This is a genomic window from Devosia lacusdianchii (assembly GCF_022429625.1).
Classification (GTDB): Bacteria; Pseudomonadota; Alphaproteobacteria; order Rhizobiales; family Devosiaceae; genus Devosia; species Devosia lacusdianchii.
The window spans coordinates 1,615,594-1,633,036 of record NZ_CP092483.1 but is presented as its reverse complement, the minus strand read 5'-3'; the positions used below and the strand labels follow the sequence as shown (position 1 = coordinate 1,633,036).

General features: G+C 62.5%; 12 protein-coding genes and 1 riboswitch. Of the genes, 9 read left to right on the top strand and 3 right to left on the bottom strand.

Features of this window, described 5'->3' with window-relative positions:
- Positions 1–45: 45 nt before the first annotated feature.
- Positions 46–2,136: a CHASE2 domain-containing protein gene (locus MF606_RS07795; protein WP_240233241.1), complete on the bottom strand. Its 2,091-nt coding sequence runs from the start codon at positions 2,134–2,136 to the stop codon at positions 46–48.
- Positions 2,137–2,139: 3 nt separating this feature from the next.
- Complete coding sequence (locus MF606_RS07790; protein ID WP_240233240.1) at positions 2,140–3,057, bottom strand: helix-turn-helix domain-containing protein; 918 nt, start codon at positions 3,055–3,057, stop codon at positions 2,140–2,142.
- 105 nt (positions 3,058–3,162) lie between these two features.
- Between MF606_RS07790 and MF606_RS07785 the strand changes: the two genes are divergently transcribed.
- From MF606_RS07785 to MF606_RS07760, 6 genes are all read left to right on the top strand, one after another.
- A complete protein-coding gene (locus MF606_RS07785) occupies positions 3,163–4,437 on the top strand; it encodes an ABC transporter substrate-binding protein (protein WP_240233239.1) in 1,275 nt (424 codons plus the stop codon).
- 115 nt (positions 4,438–4,552) lie between these two features.
- Positions 4,553–5,413, top strand: a complete 861-nt coding sequence (locus tag MF606_RS07780; protein WP_240233804.1) for a carbohydrate ABC transporter permease — start codon at positions 4,553–4,555, stop codon at positions 5,411–5,413.
- The gene (locus MF606_RS07775; RefSeq protein WP_240233238.1) at positions 5,410–6,285 is read left to right on the top strand and encodes a carbohydrate ABC transporter permease; all 876 of its coding nucleotides are present in this window, start codon (positions 5,410–5,412) and stop codon (positions 6,283–6,285) included. The genes MF606_RS07780 and MF606_RS07775 overlap by 4 nt, the downstream gene beginning before the upstream one ends.
- Before the next feature lie 12 nt (positions 6,286–6,297).
- Positions 6,298–7,377, top strand: a complete 1,080-nt coding sequence (locus tag MF606_RS07770) for an ABC transporter ATP-binding protein (protein WP_240233237.1) — start codon at positions 6,298–6,300, stop codon at positions 7,375–7,377.
- Positions 7,378–7,498: 121 nt separating this feature from the next.
- Complete coding sequence (locus tag MF606_RS07765; RefSeq protein ID WP_240233236.1) at positions 7,499–9,505, top strand: aldo/keto reductase; 2,007 nt, start codon at positions 7,499–7,501, stop codon at positions 9,503–9,505.
- A gap of 296 nt (positions 9,506–9,801) precedes the next feature.
- Positions 9,802–9,944: riboswitch (FMN riboswitch) on the top strand.
- A 103-nt stretch (positions 9,945–10,047) separates the two neighbouring features.
- Entirely contained in the window at positions 10,048–11,025 is a 978-nt protein-coding gene (locus tag MF606_RS07760) for a DMT family transporter (protein ID WP_240233235.1), read from the top strand.
- A 140-nt stretch (positions 11,026–11,165) separates the two neighbouring features.
- Here the strand turns inward: MF606_RS07760 and MF606_RS07755 are convergent, their stop codons facing one another.
- On the bottom strand, positions 11,166–12,281 hold the full coding sequence (locus MF606_RS07755) for a Gfo/Idh/MocA family protein (RefSeq protein ID WP_240233234.1): 1,116 nt from the start codon (positions 12,279–12,281) through the stop codon (positions 11,166–11,168).
- Positions 12,282–12,403: 122 nt separating this feature from the next.
- Between MF606_RS07755 and MF606_RS07750 the strand changes: the two genes are divergently transcribed.
- The 3 genes from MF606_RS07750 (at position 12,404) to iolD (ending at position 17,364) form a co-directional block, all read left to right on the top strand.
- Entirely contained in the window at positions 12,404–13,246 is an 843-nt protein-coding gene (locus MF606_RS07750; RefSeq protein ID WP_240233233.1) for a MurR/RpiR family transcriptional regulator, read from the top strand.
- A 176-nt stretch (positions 13,247–13,422) separates the two neighbouring features.
- Positions 13,423–15,348, top strand: coding sequence for a bifunctional 5-dehydro-2-deoxygluconokinase/5-dehydro-2-deoxyphosphogluconate aldolase (locus MF606_RS07745; protein ID WP_240233232.1), 1,926 nt, complete (start codon positions 13,423–13,425; stop codon positions 15,346–15,348).
- 168 nt (positions 15,349–15,516) lie between these two features.
- On the top strand, positions 15,517–17,364 hold the full coding sequence (gene iolD / locus MF606_RS07740; RefSeq protein ID WP_240233231.1) for a 3D-(3,5/4)-trihydroxycyclohexane-1,2-dione acylhydrolase (decyclizing): 1,848 nt from the start codon (positions 15,517–15,519) through the stop codon (positions 17,362–17,364).
- The last annotated feature ends 79 nt before the right edge of the window (positions 17,365–17,443 follow it).

The following is a 17,443-nucleotide window of genomic DNA, read 5'->3' as shown; positions in this document are numbered from 1 at the left end:
CACAGACCGGGCGCGGGGCGGAAGCTAGGTGCCGCCCTTCGGAAATCATCCAGCCAGTGCCGGCACGGCGCTTCGGAAATCACCCAGCCGGTCGCGGCAGGCGTCGTAGAAGTCGCCGAGCCGGGGATCGATGACCACGGCCAACGCGCGGCAGCCCGCGATCTCATCAACGCTGAAGTCGCCCCTGGCCCACTGCGCCAGCAGCGCCGCATGCGTCTTCTCCAGTGCGTTGAATTCCGGCGATTGCGCCAGGCTTTCGGGGCCGACCAGCAAGTAAATCGGTTCGGGCTCGCTGATGCCCTTGAGCACGGTCGACCCCGCGTCGAGAAACGCCAATTCCGGCGCCGCCTCTCGTGTTTCCGCGGTGACGAGGATGTCGTAGCAGACCACCTTGCAGGCGCCCTCGATACGGCTCGCGACGTTGACGGTGTCGCCAATGCACGAATAGTCGAAGCGCGCCTCGAACCCCATATTACCCACCAGCGCCGGGCCGGTGGAAATGCCGATACCGATAGAAATGGCTTCGGCGTCCGGCTGGGCCGCGTTGAGCTGCCGCAGCGCCTTGCGCATATCGAGGGCAGCCTCGCAGGCCTTGCGCGCATGGCCGGGCACTGTCACTGGCGCATTCCAGAAGGCCATGACGGCGTCGCCCATGAACTTGTCGATAGTCCCCAGATGCGCGACGATCGCCGCTCCAAGCGCCGCGAACAGCCGGTTGAGGATGCCGACGAGATCGGCGGGCTCTGTGCGCTCGCTGAGGGCGGTGAAGTTGCGGACGTCGGAAAACATCACCGTCATCTCGCGCACATCGCCGCCCAGCTTGAGCAGGTTGCCATCGGCTTCGAGCTGGGTCAGCAATGAAGGCTCGATGTAGTGGGCAAAGGCCCGACGGATGCGGCGCTTGTCCGCGTCGGTCACCGCATAGCGGAAGAAGGCCATGGCGGCGTAGGAAACCAGCGCCGCGAACAAGGCAAAGCTGGGGTCCAACAGCACGCCAAGCCGGGCAAAGGCAAACCAGCTTCCGGCGACTACCACCGCAGCCAGCAGCGCTGAGAAGATCAGCCCCACCATGGGGCCCATCAGTATCAACGCCACGACAACGGCTAGGCCCGTCACGGCGATAACCAGCAGTTCAAGCCCGCCAACCCAGTCGGCCCGCTGCAGGAATGTGCCGGACAGCATCTGTTCCAACGCCTGCAAGTGGATCGAAACGCCCGGCACCGCCTCGCCAAGGGCGCTGGCGCGAATGTCGAGCAAACCAGCCGCCGACGCACCGACAAGAACGATGTGACCAGCCAACGAGGGCGCTAGGTCGGCATAGCCTTCACCCAGCAGTTCGCGGGCCGGGATGTAGGTGGATGCGGGCAATTCCCGGTAGTAGAGCCACATGTCGCCGCTGGGTCCGGTCGGAACGGTAAAGTCGCCAATCCTCAGTCCCTCGACCGTTCCTGCCCCAGCAGTGTCGCCCAGCACGACCAAGGTCGACGCGCCCTGCGCCACCCGCAGGGCCTCGACCGACAAGGTCGGCAGCGGCGCCGTACCGTTGGACCACAACAGTGGCAGGCGGCGCGCGATCCCCGCCCCCTCGCGATCAAGGCTGGCGACGCCGAGACCCGGGGCGGCGGCGGCAAGAATAGGCAAAGGTGCGGCGACGCCATCCAGCATGGGCAGGCTGGCGAGCGGATCGGCACCGGTCATAGCAAATCCCGCCTTGGGCGCGGGCGCCGGCCCACCGAGCACGGCGCGGCTCATAACCAGAATATTGGGCCCCGCCGCCAGCGCCCGCGCGAAGCCGGCATCATTATCCGCGCCCGACGCCGATAGCCGGTCGGGCTCGGGAAACAGCACGTCGAAGGCTATTGCGGCTGCGCCCAGCTCCGTCAGGCGCCGGGCGATCAGGGCCATGGTCTCACGCGACCACGGCCACTGCCCCACTGCCGCTAACGAAGCCTCGTCAATATCGATGATGCGCACCGGCAGATCGTCCGGCGCCGATCGCGGCTTGATCTGCTGAAAAACATCGAAGGTCGTCTCGCGCGCCACCCGGACCGCATAGGGATCGCCGGCCCGCAGCAGGATCAGGACGGCGACGACGATGGCGCCAAACAGCAGTGCCGAAAGACGCTGCTTCCACATGCGCTAGTTGATCGGTCCGAAGGCGTTGGCCCTCACCGCAACCGGCGTACTGGGCCGGCAGCGCAGCTCGCGGCGGAAGTCGGTGGGCGACATGCCGGCGATCTTGCGGAAGGACTTATTGAATGCACTGAGTGAACCAAAGCCGCTATCCATTGCGACTTGCAACACATTCGCTTCGTCCTGGATCAGCAGAGCCTGAGCATAGCTCAGGCGCATCAGGTTCACGTAGTCATTGAGGGTCATACCCGTCGACTTCTTGAACACGTTCATCGCGTATTTGGGATGGATGTCGGCGGCAGAGGCTATGTCGCTCGAGTCGATCTCTTCCCGGAAGTTATCGGTGATGAACTCACAGATCCGGACCACGATGGGCGATGAGTGATGGTCGAGGCCATCGACCGCGCTGACGACGTCGGCCGCGCCTGGCAGCAGGGTATAGGCATCGAAGCGGATACGCTCGATGCGCAGCAGCAGCTCATCGACCGCCATGCTTGCCTTCATTGGATCGCCCGACCGCGCATATTCGTTCCAGCGAGCAAAATTAAGGGGGTCCGAAGCATCGGTGGCATGGGTCACCAGCGTGGCACCTTGCATCAGCTTGGACTGCACGTCCTGCGGCAGACGCAGGCGAAAGAAGTGCACCAGCGGCAGGTGTCCACCAGCATAAACCAGATCGTCCGACGCATCGTCGAGGCAATGCGGCAAGCCGCCCCAGAACAGCGCCAGGTCGCCGGCGGCGAAGCGCACTTCGTGGCCGCTCATCCGGTAATGCGCCCAGCCTTTGACGATATAGTTGACCTCGACCTGCGCGTGCCAATGCGGCGCGCGCATCAGCAGCGGCGAGGCGTGGAACATGTTCAGTTCGGTCGGCAGGCGCTCAACCCCGTTAGTTCCGGGTTCGTAATACGCCCTTTGTGCCATCTTACTTTCCGCCAACTCGGGATGCCCTTTGAGTGGGACGCCACCTGCTATTCGGATAGCTTAGGAAGCGCTCGACATAAGAGCAAATGAAAAGGGAGGACTACAATGAACCGCATTTTCTCGCGGCGCGGCCGTATGCTCGGCCTTGCTCTGGCCAGTATCAGCTTTCTCACCGTTGCAGCCGCTACGGCCGGCGACGTCACCGTCTGGGTGTGGGACCCGAACTTCAACGGCGCAGCGATGAAGGAAGCGGCCACACGGTACGCAGCGATCAACCCCGACGCCAATATCATCGTCGATGACTCGGCCAGCCAGGACGACATCCGCGCCAAGCTTCAGACCCAGCTTCTCGCCGGCAGCACCGATGGCCTGCCAGACATCGTGCTGATCCAGGACGATATCGCGCAAAAGTACCTCCAGTCCTTCCCCGGCTCGTTCGAGCCGCTGTCGGACTCCATCGATATGTCGGCCTTCGCCCCCTACAAGGTCGCTGCGGCCACCTTTGACGGCAAGTCCTACTCCGTTCCTTTCGACTCCGGCGTTTCGGGCCTCTTCTACCGCTCGGACTATCTTGAGCAGGCCGGCTTCACCGCCGAAGACCTCAACGACATCACGTGGGACCGCCTGGTCGAGATCGGCACCGAAGTGAAGGCCAAGACCGGCCATCTGCTGCTCGACCTCGACATGAACGACCCCGGCCTCATCCAGATGATGATGCAGTCGGCCGGCCAGTGGTATTTCAACGCCGATGGCAGCCTCAACATCATCGACAACGCGCCGCTCAAGAAGGCGCTGGAAACCTTCGCCAAGTTCTACGAAGCCGATCTGGTGAAGCCGGTTTCCGGCTGGGCCGAGTACACCGGCGCGTTCACCTCCGGCGAGGTCGCCGCGGTTGCCGTGGGTGTCTGGATCACCGGCACGATCAAGGCCAATGCCGATCAGTCCGGCCTGTGGGGCATCGCCTCGACGCCGCGCCTAGATATCGAAGGCTCGGTCAATGCCTCCAACCTCGGCGGCTCCAGCTGGTACGTCCTCGCCTCTTCCGACAATAAGGAAGAAGCGATCGACTTCCTCAAGACCATCTGGGCCAGCGATGTGGACTTCTACCAGAAGATCCTGGTCGGTCAGGGCGCCGTTGGTTCGCTCCTCGCGGCTCGCGAAGGCGAGGCCTACAAGGCAACCGACGAATTCTTCGGCGGTGCACCCGTGTGGCAGAACTTCTCCGACTGGCTCGCCGAAATCCCCAGCGTCGACTACGGCGTCTTCACCGCCGAAGTTCGTTCGGCCATCACGGCTCAGCTTCCGGCGATCCTCGACGGCGGCGATATCGACGCTGCCCTCCAGGCGATCAACGATCAGGCCCAGCAGCAGATGCAATAATCTGCGGGATGAGAGCGGGTTTCGGCCCGCTCTCACAGTCCTCATCGGCCAAACTACGTTGGTGCACCAGGGAGGGTGATAATTGGCACAGGCGCGACTTGATCGCAGGGAGCAGATGGCCGGGTGGGGATTTATCGCCCCTGCCCTCATCCTGCTCGGATTGTTCATGATCTACCCCATTATCTGGTCGCTCTGGATGAGCTTCCAGGTCGGCAAGGGCATGAATCTCAGCTTCGGCGGCTTGGCCAATATCGAGCGCCTCACCAAGGACCCGGTCTTCCTCAGGGCCTTGGGCAATACCTTCACCTTCTTCATCGTCCAGGTTCCGATCATGATCGTTCTCGCACTGCTTTTTGCAGTTGCGCTGAACGACAGCACCTTGCGCTTTCGTGGCCTGTTCCGCACCGCGATCTTCCTGCCCTGCGTTACCTCGCTGATCGCCTACTCGACCGTGTTCAAGTCGATGTTCGCGGGTGACGGCGTCGTCAACCAGACGCTGATGGCCTTGCATCTGATCAATACCCCGATCTCCTGGTTCGGCGATCCGTTCTGGGCCAAGGTCGTGATCATCCTCGCCATCACCTGGCGCTGGACCGGCTACAACATGATCTTCTACCTTGCGGCCCTGCAGAATATCGATCGCTCGATCTACGAAGCCGCGCGTATCGACGGCGTGCCCGCCTGGGCCCGGTTCCGCTATCTCACGATACCCATGCTGAAGCCGGTGATCCTGTTCACCACGGTCATTTCCACTATCGGCACGCTGCAGCTCTTCGACGAGGTCTACAACTTCACCGCGGGCTCGGGTGGGCCGTCGGATTCGACGGTGACGCTGTCGCTCTACATCTACAATCTCACCTTCAAGTTCATGCCCAGCTTCGGCTACTCGGCGACCGTGTCGTGGGTGATCGTCGTGCTGGTGGGGATTTTGAGCCTCATCCAATTCCTCGTCGCCCGTGACCGGAGGTCAGCATGACAGCCACAACGATGACCACGGCAAGTGATGCCAGAACCACCGCTGCGCGCGTGCCGGGCAACCCGTTTGCCGTGGTCCGCCGCGCTCTTGTCTACATCCTGCTGTCGATCGCGGCCTTCATTTCGGTTTTCCCGTTCCTGTGGATGATCGTGGGCGCGACCAATACGTCGGCGGAAATTATCAAGGGCAAGATATCCCCCGGCGGCGCTTTCCTGACCAATGCGATGACGTTCTTCAACCAGGTCGATGCGCTGCGCATCTTCTGGAATTCCGGCTTCATCGCCGTCGTCGCCACCGTGCTGACACTCGCGATCTCTTCGCTGGCCGGATATGGCTTCGAAATGTTCCGCTCACGCGTCCGCGAAGGCATTTTCGGACTGCTACTGCTGCTGCTCTCGATCCCCTTCGCGGCGATGATGGTGCCGCTCTTCGTGATGTTCTCGCAGGCCAAGCTGGTGAATACCTATGTCGCGGTGATCCTGCCGACCGTCGCCTCGATCTTCATCATCTTCTACTTCCGCCAGGCCACCAAGGCCTTCCCCAGCGAGCTGCGCGATGCCGCCAAGATCGACGGGCTCAAGGAGTGGCAGATCTTCCTCTACGTCTATCTACCGGTGATGCGCTCGACCTATGCGGCGGCGACGATCATCGTCTTCATGTCGAACTGGAACAATTATCTGTGGCCGCTGATCGTGCTGCAGACGGCCGAGAACAAGACCATCACGCTGATCCTGTCGGCGCTGACCTCGGCGTATACGCCCGATTACGGGATGATCCTGTTCGGCACGGTTCTCGCCACACTGCCCACACTCATCATTTTCTTCCTGCTCCAGCGCCGCTTCGTCGAAGGCATGCTGGGCGCGGTCAAATAAGGTTCGATCACCATGAGCAGTTTGAAACTTACGGCGGTCCGTAAATCCTACGGCAATGTCGAAGTCATCAAGGGCGTCGACCTTGAGATCAAGTCCAAGGAGTTCGTCGTCTTCGTCGGCCCATCCGGCTGCGGCAAGTCCACCCTGCTGCGGATGATTGCCGGGCTGGAACACATAACCGCCGGCGATCTCGAGATCGGCGGCGAGCGCATGAATGATGTCGATCCGTCCAAGCGCGGTATCGCCATGGTGTTCCAGTCCTATGCACTCTATCCGCATATGACGGTGCGCGAAAATATGGGCTTTGCCCTGCGTTTCGCCGGCGTCCCCAAGGACCAGATCGCCAAGCAGGTCCAGGACGCGGCTCGCATCCTGGCGCTCGAACCCCTGCTCGATCGCGTTCCCAAGCAATTGTCGGGCGGCCAGCGCCAGCGCGTCGCCATTGGCCGCGCCATCGTGCGCAACCCACAGGTCTTCCTGTTCGATGAACCGCTGTCGAACCTCGATGCCGAGCTGCGTGTGCATATGCGCATCGAGATTGCGCGCCTGCACAAGGAACTGCAGACCACCATCATCTACGTGACTCACGACCAGGTCGAAGCGATGACTTTGGCGAACACGATCGTGGTGCTGCGCGACGGCCTTATCGAACAGGTCGGCCGACCGCTCGACCTCTACGACGATCCGGCCAACCAGTTCGTGGCCGGCTTCATTGGCTCGCCGCAGATGAATTTCTTGGCTGCGACCATCGTGGAAAAAGCGCCGGCCAGTACGACGATCGAGCTGACCAACCACAACGGTGCCAGATTGGCCTTGCCCGTCACTGCCGGCGCTGTCGGCGACAAGGTCACCTTGGGCGTCCGTGCTGAGCATTTCGGTGAACCGGGCGCTGGCAATGCCGACATTACGCTCAATGTCGACGTGGCCGAGCATCTGGGCTCGACCAGCTACGTCTATGCCAATGCTGGTGGCGAAGCGCTGGTCATCGAGCGCGAAGAATCCCGGCACGAGGGCGGTCTCGACCGCATCAAAGTCTCCATCGACGCCGCCAAGGCGTATCTCTTCGACAACAAGGGCCAGCGCCTGCGCTGACCTTCCAACCACATCAGTAGACCTCATGGTGAGCTTGTCGAGCCACGAGGTCATGCCACGGCACACTGCCACGACCTCGTCCTTCGACAAGCTCAGGATGAGGTCTACTTGAGGACTAAAAATGACTGACCAAAAGATCCGCTGGGGCATTATCGGGCCGGGCAGCATTGCCAAGGCATTCCACGGTGGTGTCGCCGGCTCAAAGCATGGCGTACTGGCTGCCATCGCGACGCGCGATCCGAGCAAGCCGAACCTGGCCACCGACTTCCCGGGCATCCGCGTCGTGCACGGCTATGACGCCCTGCTCGCTGATCCCGAGATCGACGCCGTCTATATCGCCGTGCCGCATACCGGCCACGCCGAATGGGCGATCAAGGCGGCGGAAGCCGGCAAGCATGTGCTGGTCGAAAAGCCCTTCGCGCTCTCGGCTTTCGAGATCGACGCCGTCTTCCATGCCCACCGCAAGGCCGGCACCTTTGCCGGCGAAGCCTTCATGTATCGCCTGCATCCGCAGGCGGCCAAGCTGGCCGAGCTGATCCGCTCGGGCGTGATCGGCGAAGTCCGCATGATCCAGTCGAGCTTCGGCTTCTCCATGGGCAAGTTCCAGCCGCAGCACCGTCTGTTCGCCTCGTCGCTTGCTGGTGGCGGCATTCTCGACGTCGGCGGCTACCCGGTCTCGATGTCGCGCTTCATTGCCGGTCAGGCCATGGGCAAGGCCTTTGCCGATCCGATCAAGGTCGCGGGCACGGCCAAGCTCAACGCCGAGGGCACCGACGATTGGGCCGCAGCCATCCTCACTTTCGAAAATGGCATCGTCGCCCAGGTCTCCTGCGCCGTGATGATCAATCTCGACAACGTTCTGCGCATCCACGGCTCAGAGGGTCGCATCGAAGTGCCGGACTTCTGGTTTGCCGGCGGCAACCGCGATCAGGGTCTTGGCAAGATCGACATCATCAAGAATGGCAAGACCGAAACGGTCAGCGTCGGCGAAACCCGCCACGTCTATTCGTTCGAAGCCGATGCCGCCGCCGAAGCCATTTTCGCCAAGCGGCAGGAATTGGCGGCCCCGGGCATGAGCTGGGCCGACAGCCTGGGCAATGCCCGCGTGCTCGACGCCTGGCGCAAGGATGCCGGGATCGAGTATTCGGTCGAGAAGTCGTCCAACCGGGTCAACACGCTCGACAACCGCAAGCTCGGCCCCAATACCGGCGTGATCCCCAAGCGCTCCATTCCGGGCCTCGGCAAACAGGCATCGGCTGTGGCACTGGGCTTTGAAGACTTCAAGACCTTCGCCTCGGGCGCCATTCTGCTCGATGCATTCTGGGAAAAGGGCGGCAATATCTTCGACACCGCCTTCGTCTATGGCGCGGGCTATACCGAAAAGCTGTTCGGCGAATGGCACAAAAGCCGTGGCACGCGCGAGGGTTCGGTGCTGATCGGCAAGGGTGCGCATAGCCCGCTCTGCTACCCCGATGTCATCTCGAAGCAACTGACAGTGTCGCTCGATCGCTTGCAGACCGACTACGTCGACGTCTATTTCATGCACCGCGACAATCTCGACGTCCCGGTCGGGGAGTTCGTCGATGCCATGGATGCCGAGGTCAAGGCCGGGCGCATTCGCGGGCCGTTCGGTGGTTCGAACTGGACCAAGGAGCGTTTCGACGAGGCCGTGGCCTATGCGGAACGCACCGGCAAGACCAAGCCAATGGCGCTTTCCAACAATTTCGCCCTGAGCGAAATGCTGGTGCCGATCTGGGACGGCTGCGTCACCTCCTCCTCTGACGAATGGAAGAAGTGGCTCAAAGACAAGCAGGTCACGAACTTCTCCTGGTCGAGCCAGGGCCGCGGCTTCTTCACCGACCGCGCCGGCCGTGACAAGCTCGACAACGAAGAGCTGGTTCGCTGCTGGTACAATGACAAGAACTTCGGCCGCCGCGATCGGGCCATCGAACTGGCCAAGCAACTCGGCCACAGCCCGATCCACGTCGCACTTGCCTTTGTGCTGGCCCAGCCCTTCCCGTCGATCCCGCTCATCGGCCCGCGCACGCTGGCCGAACTCGACGACAGCCTCAAGGCCTTCGAGATCAAGCTGACCGCCGAGCAGCTCAACTGGCTCGATAACGGCTAAACCACCACAGAACTCCGCCCTCTCCCCTCGTGGGAGAGGGACGACATTTCTGCGTTCAGCAGAAATGTCAGGGCGAGGGGTGCAGCGCTTCCCCATGCCAGATACGAAGAAGAGACCCCTCATCCGCCCTTCGGGCACCTTCTCCCACAAGGGAGAAGGTAACGCGCCGAGCGCGCCGATAAGCGCTGAACAGATTTTCCTCACCGTTCGCGAACGACGCACAGTTACACCTTTGTGTCTACTTGCCCGCCCGCTCCCCCTCCCCTATGTTCATCGTCGCGGGACGATACATCCCGCATTGTTCTCAGGGCGGGGTGCGATTCCCCACCGGCGGTAAAGGCGGCGACGCCAAGCCCGCGAGCGCCTCGTGCAAATGAGGGTCAGCAGATCCGGTGTAATTCCGGGGCCGACGGTATAGTCCGGATGAAAGAGAACGGGATCAAACGCTGGCTTTGCCGGCGTCCGCGCCCATTCGGGCCGGGCGTCTGCGTCGGCGCTGCTTCCCGTAACCCTGAGGAAACTGGTTACGGAAAGGACGATCAATGAACCACGTTTCCTCTTCTACCCCAAACGGCGCCGCTGCGGGCGCATTCCTCATGCTGGCGGCGAGCTTTGCCTTTGCCGGCACCAATGTGCTGCAATCGGTGCTGCCGACCCCCGTCGAATATGGCGGCTTTGGCATGAGTTCGACCGGCATGGCCTTCTGGCAATACCTCATTGCCTCGGTTCTGGCCCTGCCCCTCATCCTGCGCATCGGCCTGCATAATCTGCGGACCAGACGCCCACTGGCGCACGAAATCCGGGCCTTCGTCTCGGCACTAGGCGTCCACGTCTTCGTCTATGGCTTCGCATCGGGCGTACCAATCTGGCAGATGGTGACCCTGCTTGCCACCGGCCCGCTGTTCATCATCCTGGGCTCGACGGTATTTCTTGGCGAGCGCGCCACCATCCAACGCCTTGCGGCCGCCTTGGTCGGTTTCGTCGGCGCCATCATCATATCTGGTGTCGGCGCGGAAGGGCTGAGCTGGGCCACGCTGGTCCCGATCGTCGCCGCGGCGCTCTGGGCCACCACGGACGTGCTGACCAAATATCTGGCCCGCGAAGAGTCGCCGGAAACGATGACGATCTCTTTGTTGGTGCTGACGACGCCCAACCACTTGCTGATCCTGCTGGCGGTGAATGCGTTTGCCTGGCTTACTCCCTCGCTGCTGCCCGCGGGCGTGGCAACCGGCTTCCCGTTTGCACTGCCTGCCGGAAATGCCTTGCTGCTGCTTCTGCTCCTCGGGGCACTGACGGCCGCCGCGCAATACATTCTCAGCATTGCCTACAAGCTGGCAGACGCGACCTATCTGCAGCCCTTCGGCGACCTCAAGGTGCCGTTGAGTGGCCTGTTGGGCTGGCTTTTCCTGTCACAGGTGCCGGGCGTGCTGTTCTGGCCAGGCACCCTGCTGATCGTGGGTGCGTCGACGTTTATCTTCTGGACCGAGGCCCAGCAGCGCCAGAAGTTTAGCCCGGCATAATTCGCGGCTGTGCTACTCAAGAGCGCTATGTCATTCCGGCGCAGGCCGGAATCCATCCTGAGATTCTGTGACTTCAATGATCTCAGCATGGACCCCGGCCTTCGCCGGGGTGACATGGCGTTTGTTGGTACTTTGGCGGCCTAAACCCGGACCCACCGCTCCTCGCGATGGCTCTGCGCCATCGCATGCACCGCCCGCTCGATCCCCAGTCCGGTGTCGAAATCGATCACCCGCGCTGCGTCCCCGCCAATCGCCTTCAGCAATTCGTGGCATTCGATGATCTTGAGATCGTTGAACCCGAGCCCATGCCCTGGCGCCGGAATGAACCGGTCATAGGGCCCATGTTGTGGCGCGGCGAGGATGGTGCGGAACCCCTGCTCCATCGGCTTGTCTGATGTTACATAGAGCTGCAGCTCGTTCATCCGCTCCTGGTCGTAGACAATGGTGCCCTTGCTGCCGAATATCTGCAGCGCGATGCGGCCTTTGCGGCCCCAGGCCGAACGATCCATCGCCATGACGCCGCTGATCCCGTCGCCCAGCTCAAACAGCACGCTGGCGAGATCGAAGGTCTCCACCGCCCGTCGCACACCCTCCCTGGTCGGCCGATCGGCATAGGGCTTGGAGAGATGCGCGAACACCTTGGTGACGCGCCCGAGCAGCACCTGCAGCAGGCTCAGTGGATGCACGCCGAAATCGTCCAGCGCGCCATAGCCGGAGCTGGCCTCGCTCTTCCAATAGAACAGCGCCTCCGGATCGGCCATGAAATCCTCGTCCATCTCCAGCCGCACATGATTGACCGTGCCGATGGTGCCATCGGCGAGAATGGCGCCAATCTGCCGGATCAGCGGGTTCTGGATATAGTTGTAACCCAACACAGCCACCCTGCCCGACGCCTTGGCCGCCGCCGCCATGCGCTCGGCATCAGCAAGCGCCACCGCCATCGGCTTTTCGCACCACACGTGCTTGCCGGCTTCGAGCGCCGCAATCGCCATTTCGGCATGGAAGGCGTTGGGCGTGGTCACCGAGACCACTTCCACCTCGGGGTCCGCAATCAGCTCGCGCCAATCTCCCGTCGCCTTGTCGAAGCCAAACTCATCGGCCTTCTTGCGGGCGATGTCGGCGTTGACCTCGGCCAGGTGCACGAGACGCACTTTTGGCCCATCGCCGAACACGGCTTTGACGCCATTCCAGGCCAAAGCGTGGCATTTGCCCATGTAACCGGTGCCGATGAGGCCTACGCCGATTGATGAATTCATTCCGTCCTCCAGTGCTGCCGAAATGGATAGTCCATCTATTCCATTTTCGGAATAGGCTTTCTAACGGGGGTTGATTGATGGCGTGGATTGGGGATTATGGTGGCGTAGCGGGGAAAATAGCCATGTCAGACGCAACAGCCAAAGAGCAGCCGCCGCAGGATTTCGATGCGCTACGCGCGGCCATTCTGGAGCGCAAGGGCGAGTTGCCCAAGCGGCTGACGCAGGTGGCCGCCTATGCGCTCGATCATCCCGACGAGATCGCGTTCGGGACGGCGGCCAGCATTGCGATTTCGGCCGATGTGCAACCGTCGACCCTGGTCCGGTTTGCCCAGCACTTTGGCTTTGACGGCTTTTCCGGGCTGCAATTGCTGTTCCGCGCCCGCCTGCGCGAGCGCACGTCGTCTTATGAAGAGCGGCTGCGAACCCTCGAGCAGAACGGGGCCGCACTGGCTGAAAGCACCACGATTTTCAATGGTTTCATCTCTGCCGCGCATCGCTCGATCGACGCAATTTCTGCGGCGGTGGAGCCAGATGCCTTCGAGCGGGCCGTGACGCTGCTGGCCAAGGCCGACACCATCTATCTCATTGCCAAGCGCCGCTCCTATCCGATCAGCAGCTACATGGCCTATGCCTTCGGCAAGCTGCGCGTGAAGTGCCAGTTGGTGGGCACTTCGGCCGGCATAGATGATGATCTGCTTGCCATGGCCACGCCGCGCGACGCCGCTTTCGCCGTCAGCTTTTCGCCCTATGCTTCCGAAAGCGCGGCCCAGGCCCGCATGCTGGCGTCGCGCGGCATTCCCGTGGTGTCGCTCACCGATTCGGCATTCTCGCCGCTGGCCGAGTGCTCGAAGGAATGGTTCGAGGTGGTCGAGGCCGATCATGCCGGCTTCCGCTCGCTGTCGGCCAGTATGGCCTTTGCGATGGCCCTCACCGTTTCCATCGCGGAAAAGCGGCGGCGTGGCTGACATTTCACAATTGGAATGAACATTCCATATTGACGAATAGTCGGAACCCATGTTTCATAATGGCAACCAGCAAGCGGTAAGCTTGCATGCGATGGGCTGGCAGCATGCTGCACATTTGCATGGATGTTTTGCTTGTTGGAGAACAGATCGGCCAAGAGCCGCGTGGGAGGATTGCTGTGACCAATGCGCACCCCGATGACGGGACGAAAACCCTCGACGTCATCACCATTGGCCGCGCCTCGGTGGACCTCTACGGCCAGCAGATCGGCACTAAGCTCGAAGACATTGGCAGCTTCGCCAAATCGGTCGGCGGCTGCCCGACCAATATCTCGGTCGGCACGGCCCGTCTTGGTCTCAAGTCGGCTCTCATTACCCGTGTCGGCAACGAACAGATGGGCCGGTTCATCCGCGAACAGCTCGGTCGCGAAGGCGTCGAAACGCGGGGCATCGCCACTGATCCCGATCGCCTGACGGCGTTGGTATTGCTCTCGGTGGAAGCCGAAGGCGTGTCGCCGATGATCTTCTATCGCACCGATTGCGCCGACATGGCGCTCGATGAGAGCAATATCGACGAGGCGCTGATCGCCTCCAGCCGCTCCATCGTGGTCACCGGCACGCATTTCTCGCGTCCCAACAGTGAGGCGGCGCAGAAGAAGGCGATCCGCATCGCCAAGGCCAATGGCGCCCGCGTCGCCTTCGATATCGATTATCGCCCCAATCTGTGGGGCCTGGCCGGGCATGACGCCGGCTTCGAGCGTTACGTCGCCTCGGACGTCGTCTCGCAGAAATACAAGTCGGTTTTGGCCGATTGTGACCTCATCGTCGGCACCGAAGAGGAAGTGCTGATCGCTTCCGGCGAGGCCGACCTGCTCTCCGCGCTCAGGACGATCCGCGCTCTCTCCCCCGCGACCATTGTCCTGAAGCGCGGGCCCATGGGCTGCATCGTCTATGATGGTCCGATCCCCGCCAATCTCGAAGACGGCATTGTCGGCAAGGGTTTTCCTATCGAAGTCTATAACGTGCTGGGCGCCGGCGACGCTTTCATGAGCGGCTTCCTGCGCGGCTGGCTCAAGGGCGAAAGCCACCAGACATCGGCCACCTGGGCCAATGCCTGCGGCGCCTTCGCCGTGAGCCGCCTGCTCTGCGCGCCGGAATATCCGAGCTGGACCGAGCTTGAGACCTTCCTCGCCAAAGGCAGCCCGAAGCGGGCCCTGCGCAACGACGACAATCTCAACCACATCCATTGGGCCACCAACCGTCGCCGGCAATGGCCGACGCTGATGGCCCTCGCTATCGATCATCGCAGCCAGCTCGAAGACATGCCGGGTGCCAGGGAAGACAAGATCGCCGCGTTCAAGGTGCTGGCCGTCGAGGCTGCCGCCCGCGTCGCCGATGGCCGGCCCGGCTTCGGCATGCTGCTCGACGACAAGCATGGCCGGAAGGCGCTGTTTGCCGCCGAAGCCAAGGGCTTTTGGCTCGCCCGCCCGGTCGAGCTGCCCGGGTCGCGTCCGTTACGCTTCGAATTCAGCCAGGATCTGGGTGGACGCATCATCGACTGGCCGGTCGATCATTGCCTCAAGGTGCTGTGCTTCTTCCACCCCGACGACCCTGCCGATCTCAAGGCGGCACAGATCGACAAGCTGCAAACCGCGCACGATGCGGCCCGTCGTGTCGGCCGCGACATCCTGATCGAGATCATTGCCAGCAAGCATGGTGAACTCAAATCCGACACTACGGCGCGTGCCCTGACCGAGCTCTACGATGCCGGCCTCAGGCCGGACTGGTGGAAGCTCGAGCCGCAGGCTGACCGGGCTGCCTGGGCGGCCGTCGACAGCGTGATCGAAACGCGCGATCCGTTCTGCCGTGGCGTGGTCCTGCTGGGCCTGGAAGCGCCGCAGGCGGCGCTGGAGGCGGGCTTTGCCGCAGCGCGGTCGTCGCGGACCGTGAAGGGTTTTGCGGTGGGCCGAACAATCTTTGCCGAAGCCGCCAAAGCGTGGTTGGCTGGCACAATCACCGACGAAGAGGCCGTTGCCGACATGGCGCGGCGGTTCGGCGCGCTGGTTGAGATTTGGGAACGGCTAGGCGAGAGCAAGGCGGCTTGATGTTGCCATCAACCATCGATGTCACCCCGGCGAAGGCCGGGGTCCATGTCCGCATCTCCCCGCAAGCTTGATGTAGCGGAAGACCATGGACCGGGATTCCGGCCTTTGCCGGAATGACACCGCGAAAGAATGATACCCTCGCGCGAGGCGCTGACGATGAGGAACACCATGAGCCAGAAGACGATCCGACTAACGATGGCCCAGGCCGTGGCCCGGTTCCTGACCATGCAGAAGACCGAAATCCACGGTGAGATCGTCCCCATCTTCGGGGGCGTCTTCGCCATTTTCGGCCATGGCAATGTCGCCGGTGTCGGCGAAGCGCTCTATGGCATCAAGGACACGCTGCCGACCTATCGCGCCCAGAACGAACAGGGCATGGCCAATGCCGCCATCGCCTATGCCAAGGCCAGCTTCCGCCGCCGCTTCATGGCCTGCACCACCTCCATCGGGCCCGGCGCGCTGAATATGGTTACGGCTGCCGCGCTGGCGCATGTGAACCGCCTGCCGGTGCTGCTGCTGCCGGGCGATGTGTTCGCCAACCGCCTGCCCGACCCGGTCCTGCAGCAGATGGAAGATTTCAGCGACGGCACCGCGACGGTCAATGACTGCTTCAGGCCGGTCAGCCGCTATTTCGACCGCATCACCCGCCCCGAACAGATCATCCCGGCCCTGCGCCGCGCCATGGCCGTGTTGACCGACCCGGCCGAATGCGGCCCGGTGACGCTGAGCCTCTGTCAGGATGTCCAGGCCGAAGCCTACGACTATCCCGAGAGCTTCTTCGAGGAGCGGGTTTGGAACGTCCGCCGCATCATGCCTGACGGTGACGAGTTCGCCACAGCCGCGGCCGCCCTGTTGCAGGCCGAGAAGCCAGTGATCATTGCGGGCGGCGGTGTGCTCTATTCGGAGGCCAGCAAGGCGCTCCGCACCTTTGCCGAGCGCTATGGCGTGCCGGTGCTCGAGACGCAGGCCGGCAAATCCAGCCTGCCGCATGATCATCCGCTCAATATGGGCTCAGTCGGCGTCACCGGGACTTCGGCGTCCAACGCTCTGGCCGAAGAGGCCGATGTGGTGCTGGCCGTGGGCACGCGGTTGCAGGATTTTACCACCGGTTCGTGGGCATTGTTCAAGAACGACGATCTCAAGATCGTCGGCCTCAACGTGCAGCCGTTCGACGCCCATAAACACCGCGCCCTGCCCCTGGTGGCCGATGCCAAGGTGGGCCTCGACGCGCTCAACCAGGCCCTGACCGGTTGGCTGGCCGACGAGACCTGGACCGCCAAGGCCAAGGCTGGCAAGGATGAGTGGCTTGTTGCCGCCGACCGCGCCACCGCCAGTACCAATGCCGAGCTACCGTCGGACGCGCAGGTTATCGGCGCGGTGCAGCGGGCGCGAGAAAATGCGGTACTGGTTTGCGCCGCCGGCGGTCTGCCGGGCGAATTGCACAAGCTGTGGAAGGCCAATGGTCCCGGCAGCTACCACATGGAATATGGCTTCTCGACCATGGGCTACGAGATTGCCGGCGGGCTCGGGGTCAAGCTCGCCCGTCCCAATGACGACGTGGTCGTCATGGTCGGCGATGGCAGCTACATGATGCTGAACTCGGAGATCGCCAGCTCGATCATGCTGGGCGCCAAGATCACCATCGTGCTGCTCGACAATGCCGGCTATGGCTGCATCAACCGGCTGCAAATGGCCACGGGTGGCGCCAACTTCAACAATCTGTTGAAGGACACCCACCATGTCACTCTGCCTGGAATCGATTTTGCCGCGCACGCGGCCTCGATGGGGGCGATTTCGCGCAAGGTCGGATCGATCGCCGAGCTGGAAACAGCTTTGCAGGAGAGCGAGGGGAATGATCGCACCACGGTCATCGTTATTGACACCGATCCGCTGATTACTACCGACGAAGGCGGGCATTGGTGGGATGTGGCGGTGCCGGAAGTCAGCGATCGCCCACAGGTGAATGCGGCGCGCGAGGCCTATGTGCAGGCGCTGAAGGCGCAGCGGGCGGGGTAGAAGCCATCAACCACCGGGTCATTCCGGCGAAGGCCGGAATCCAGGTCCGGCCTTGGCCGCGAACTCTGTGGCAGGGCCA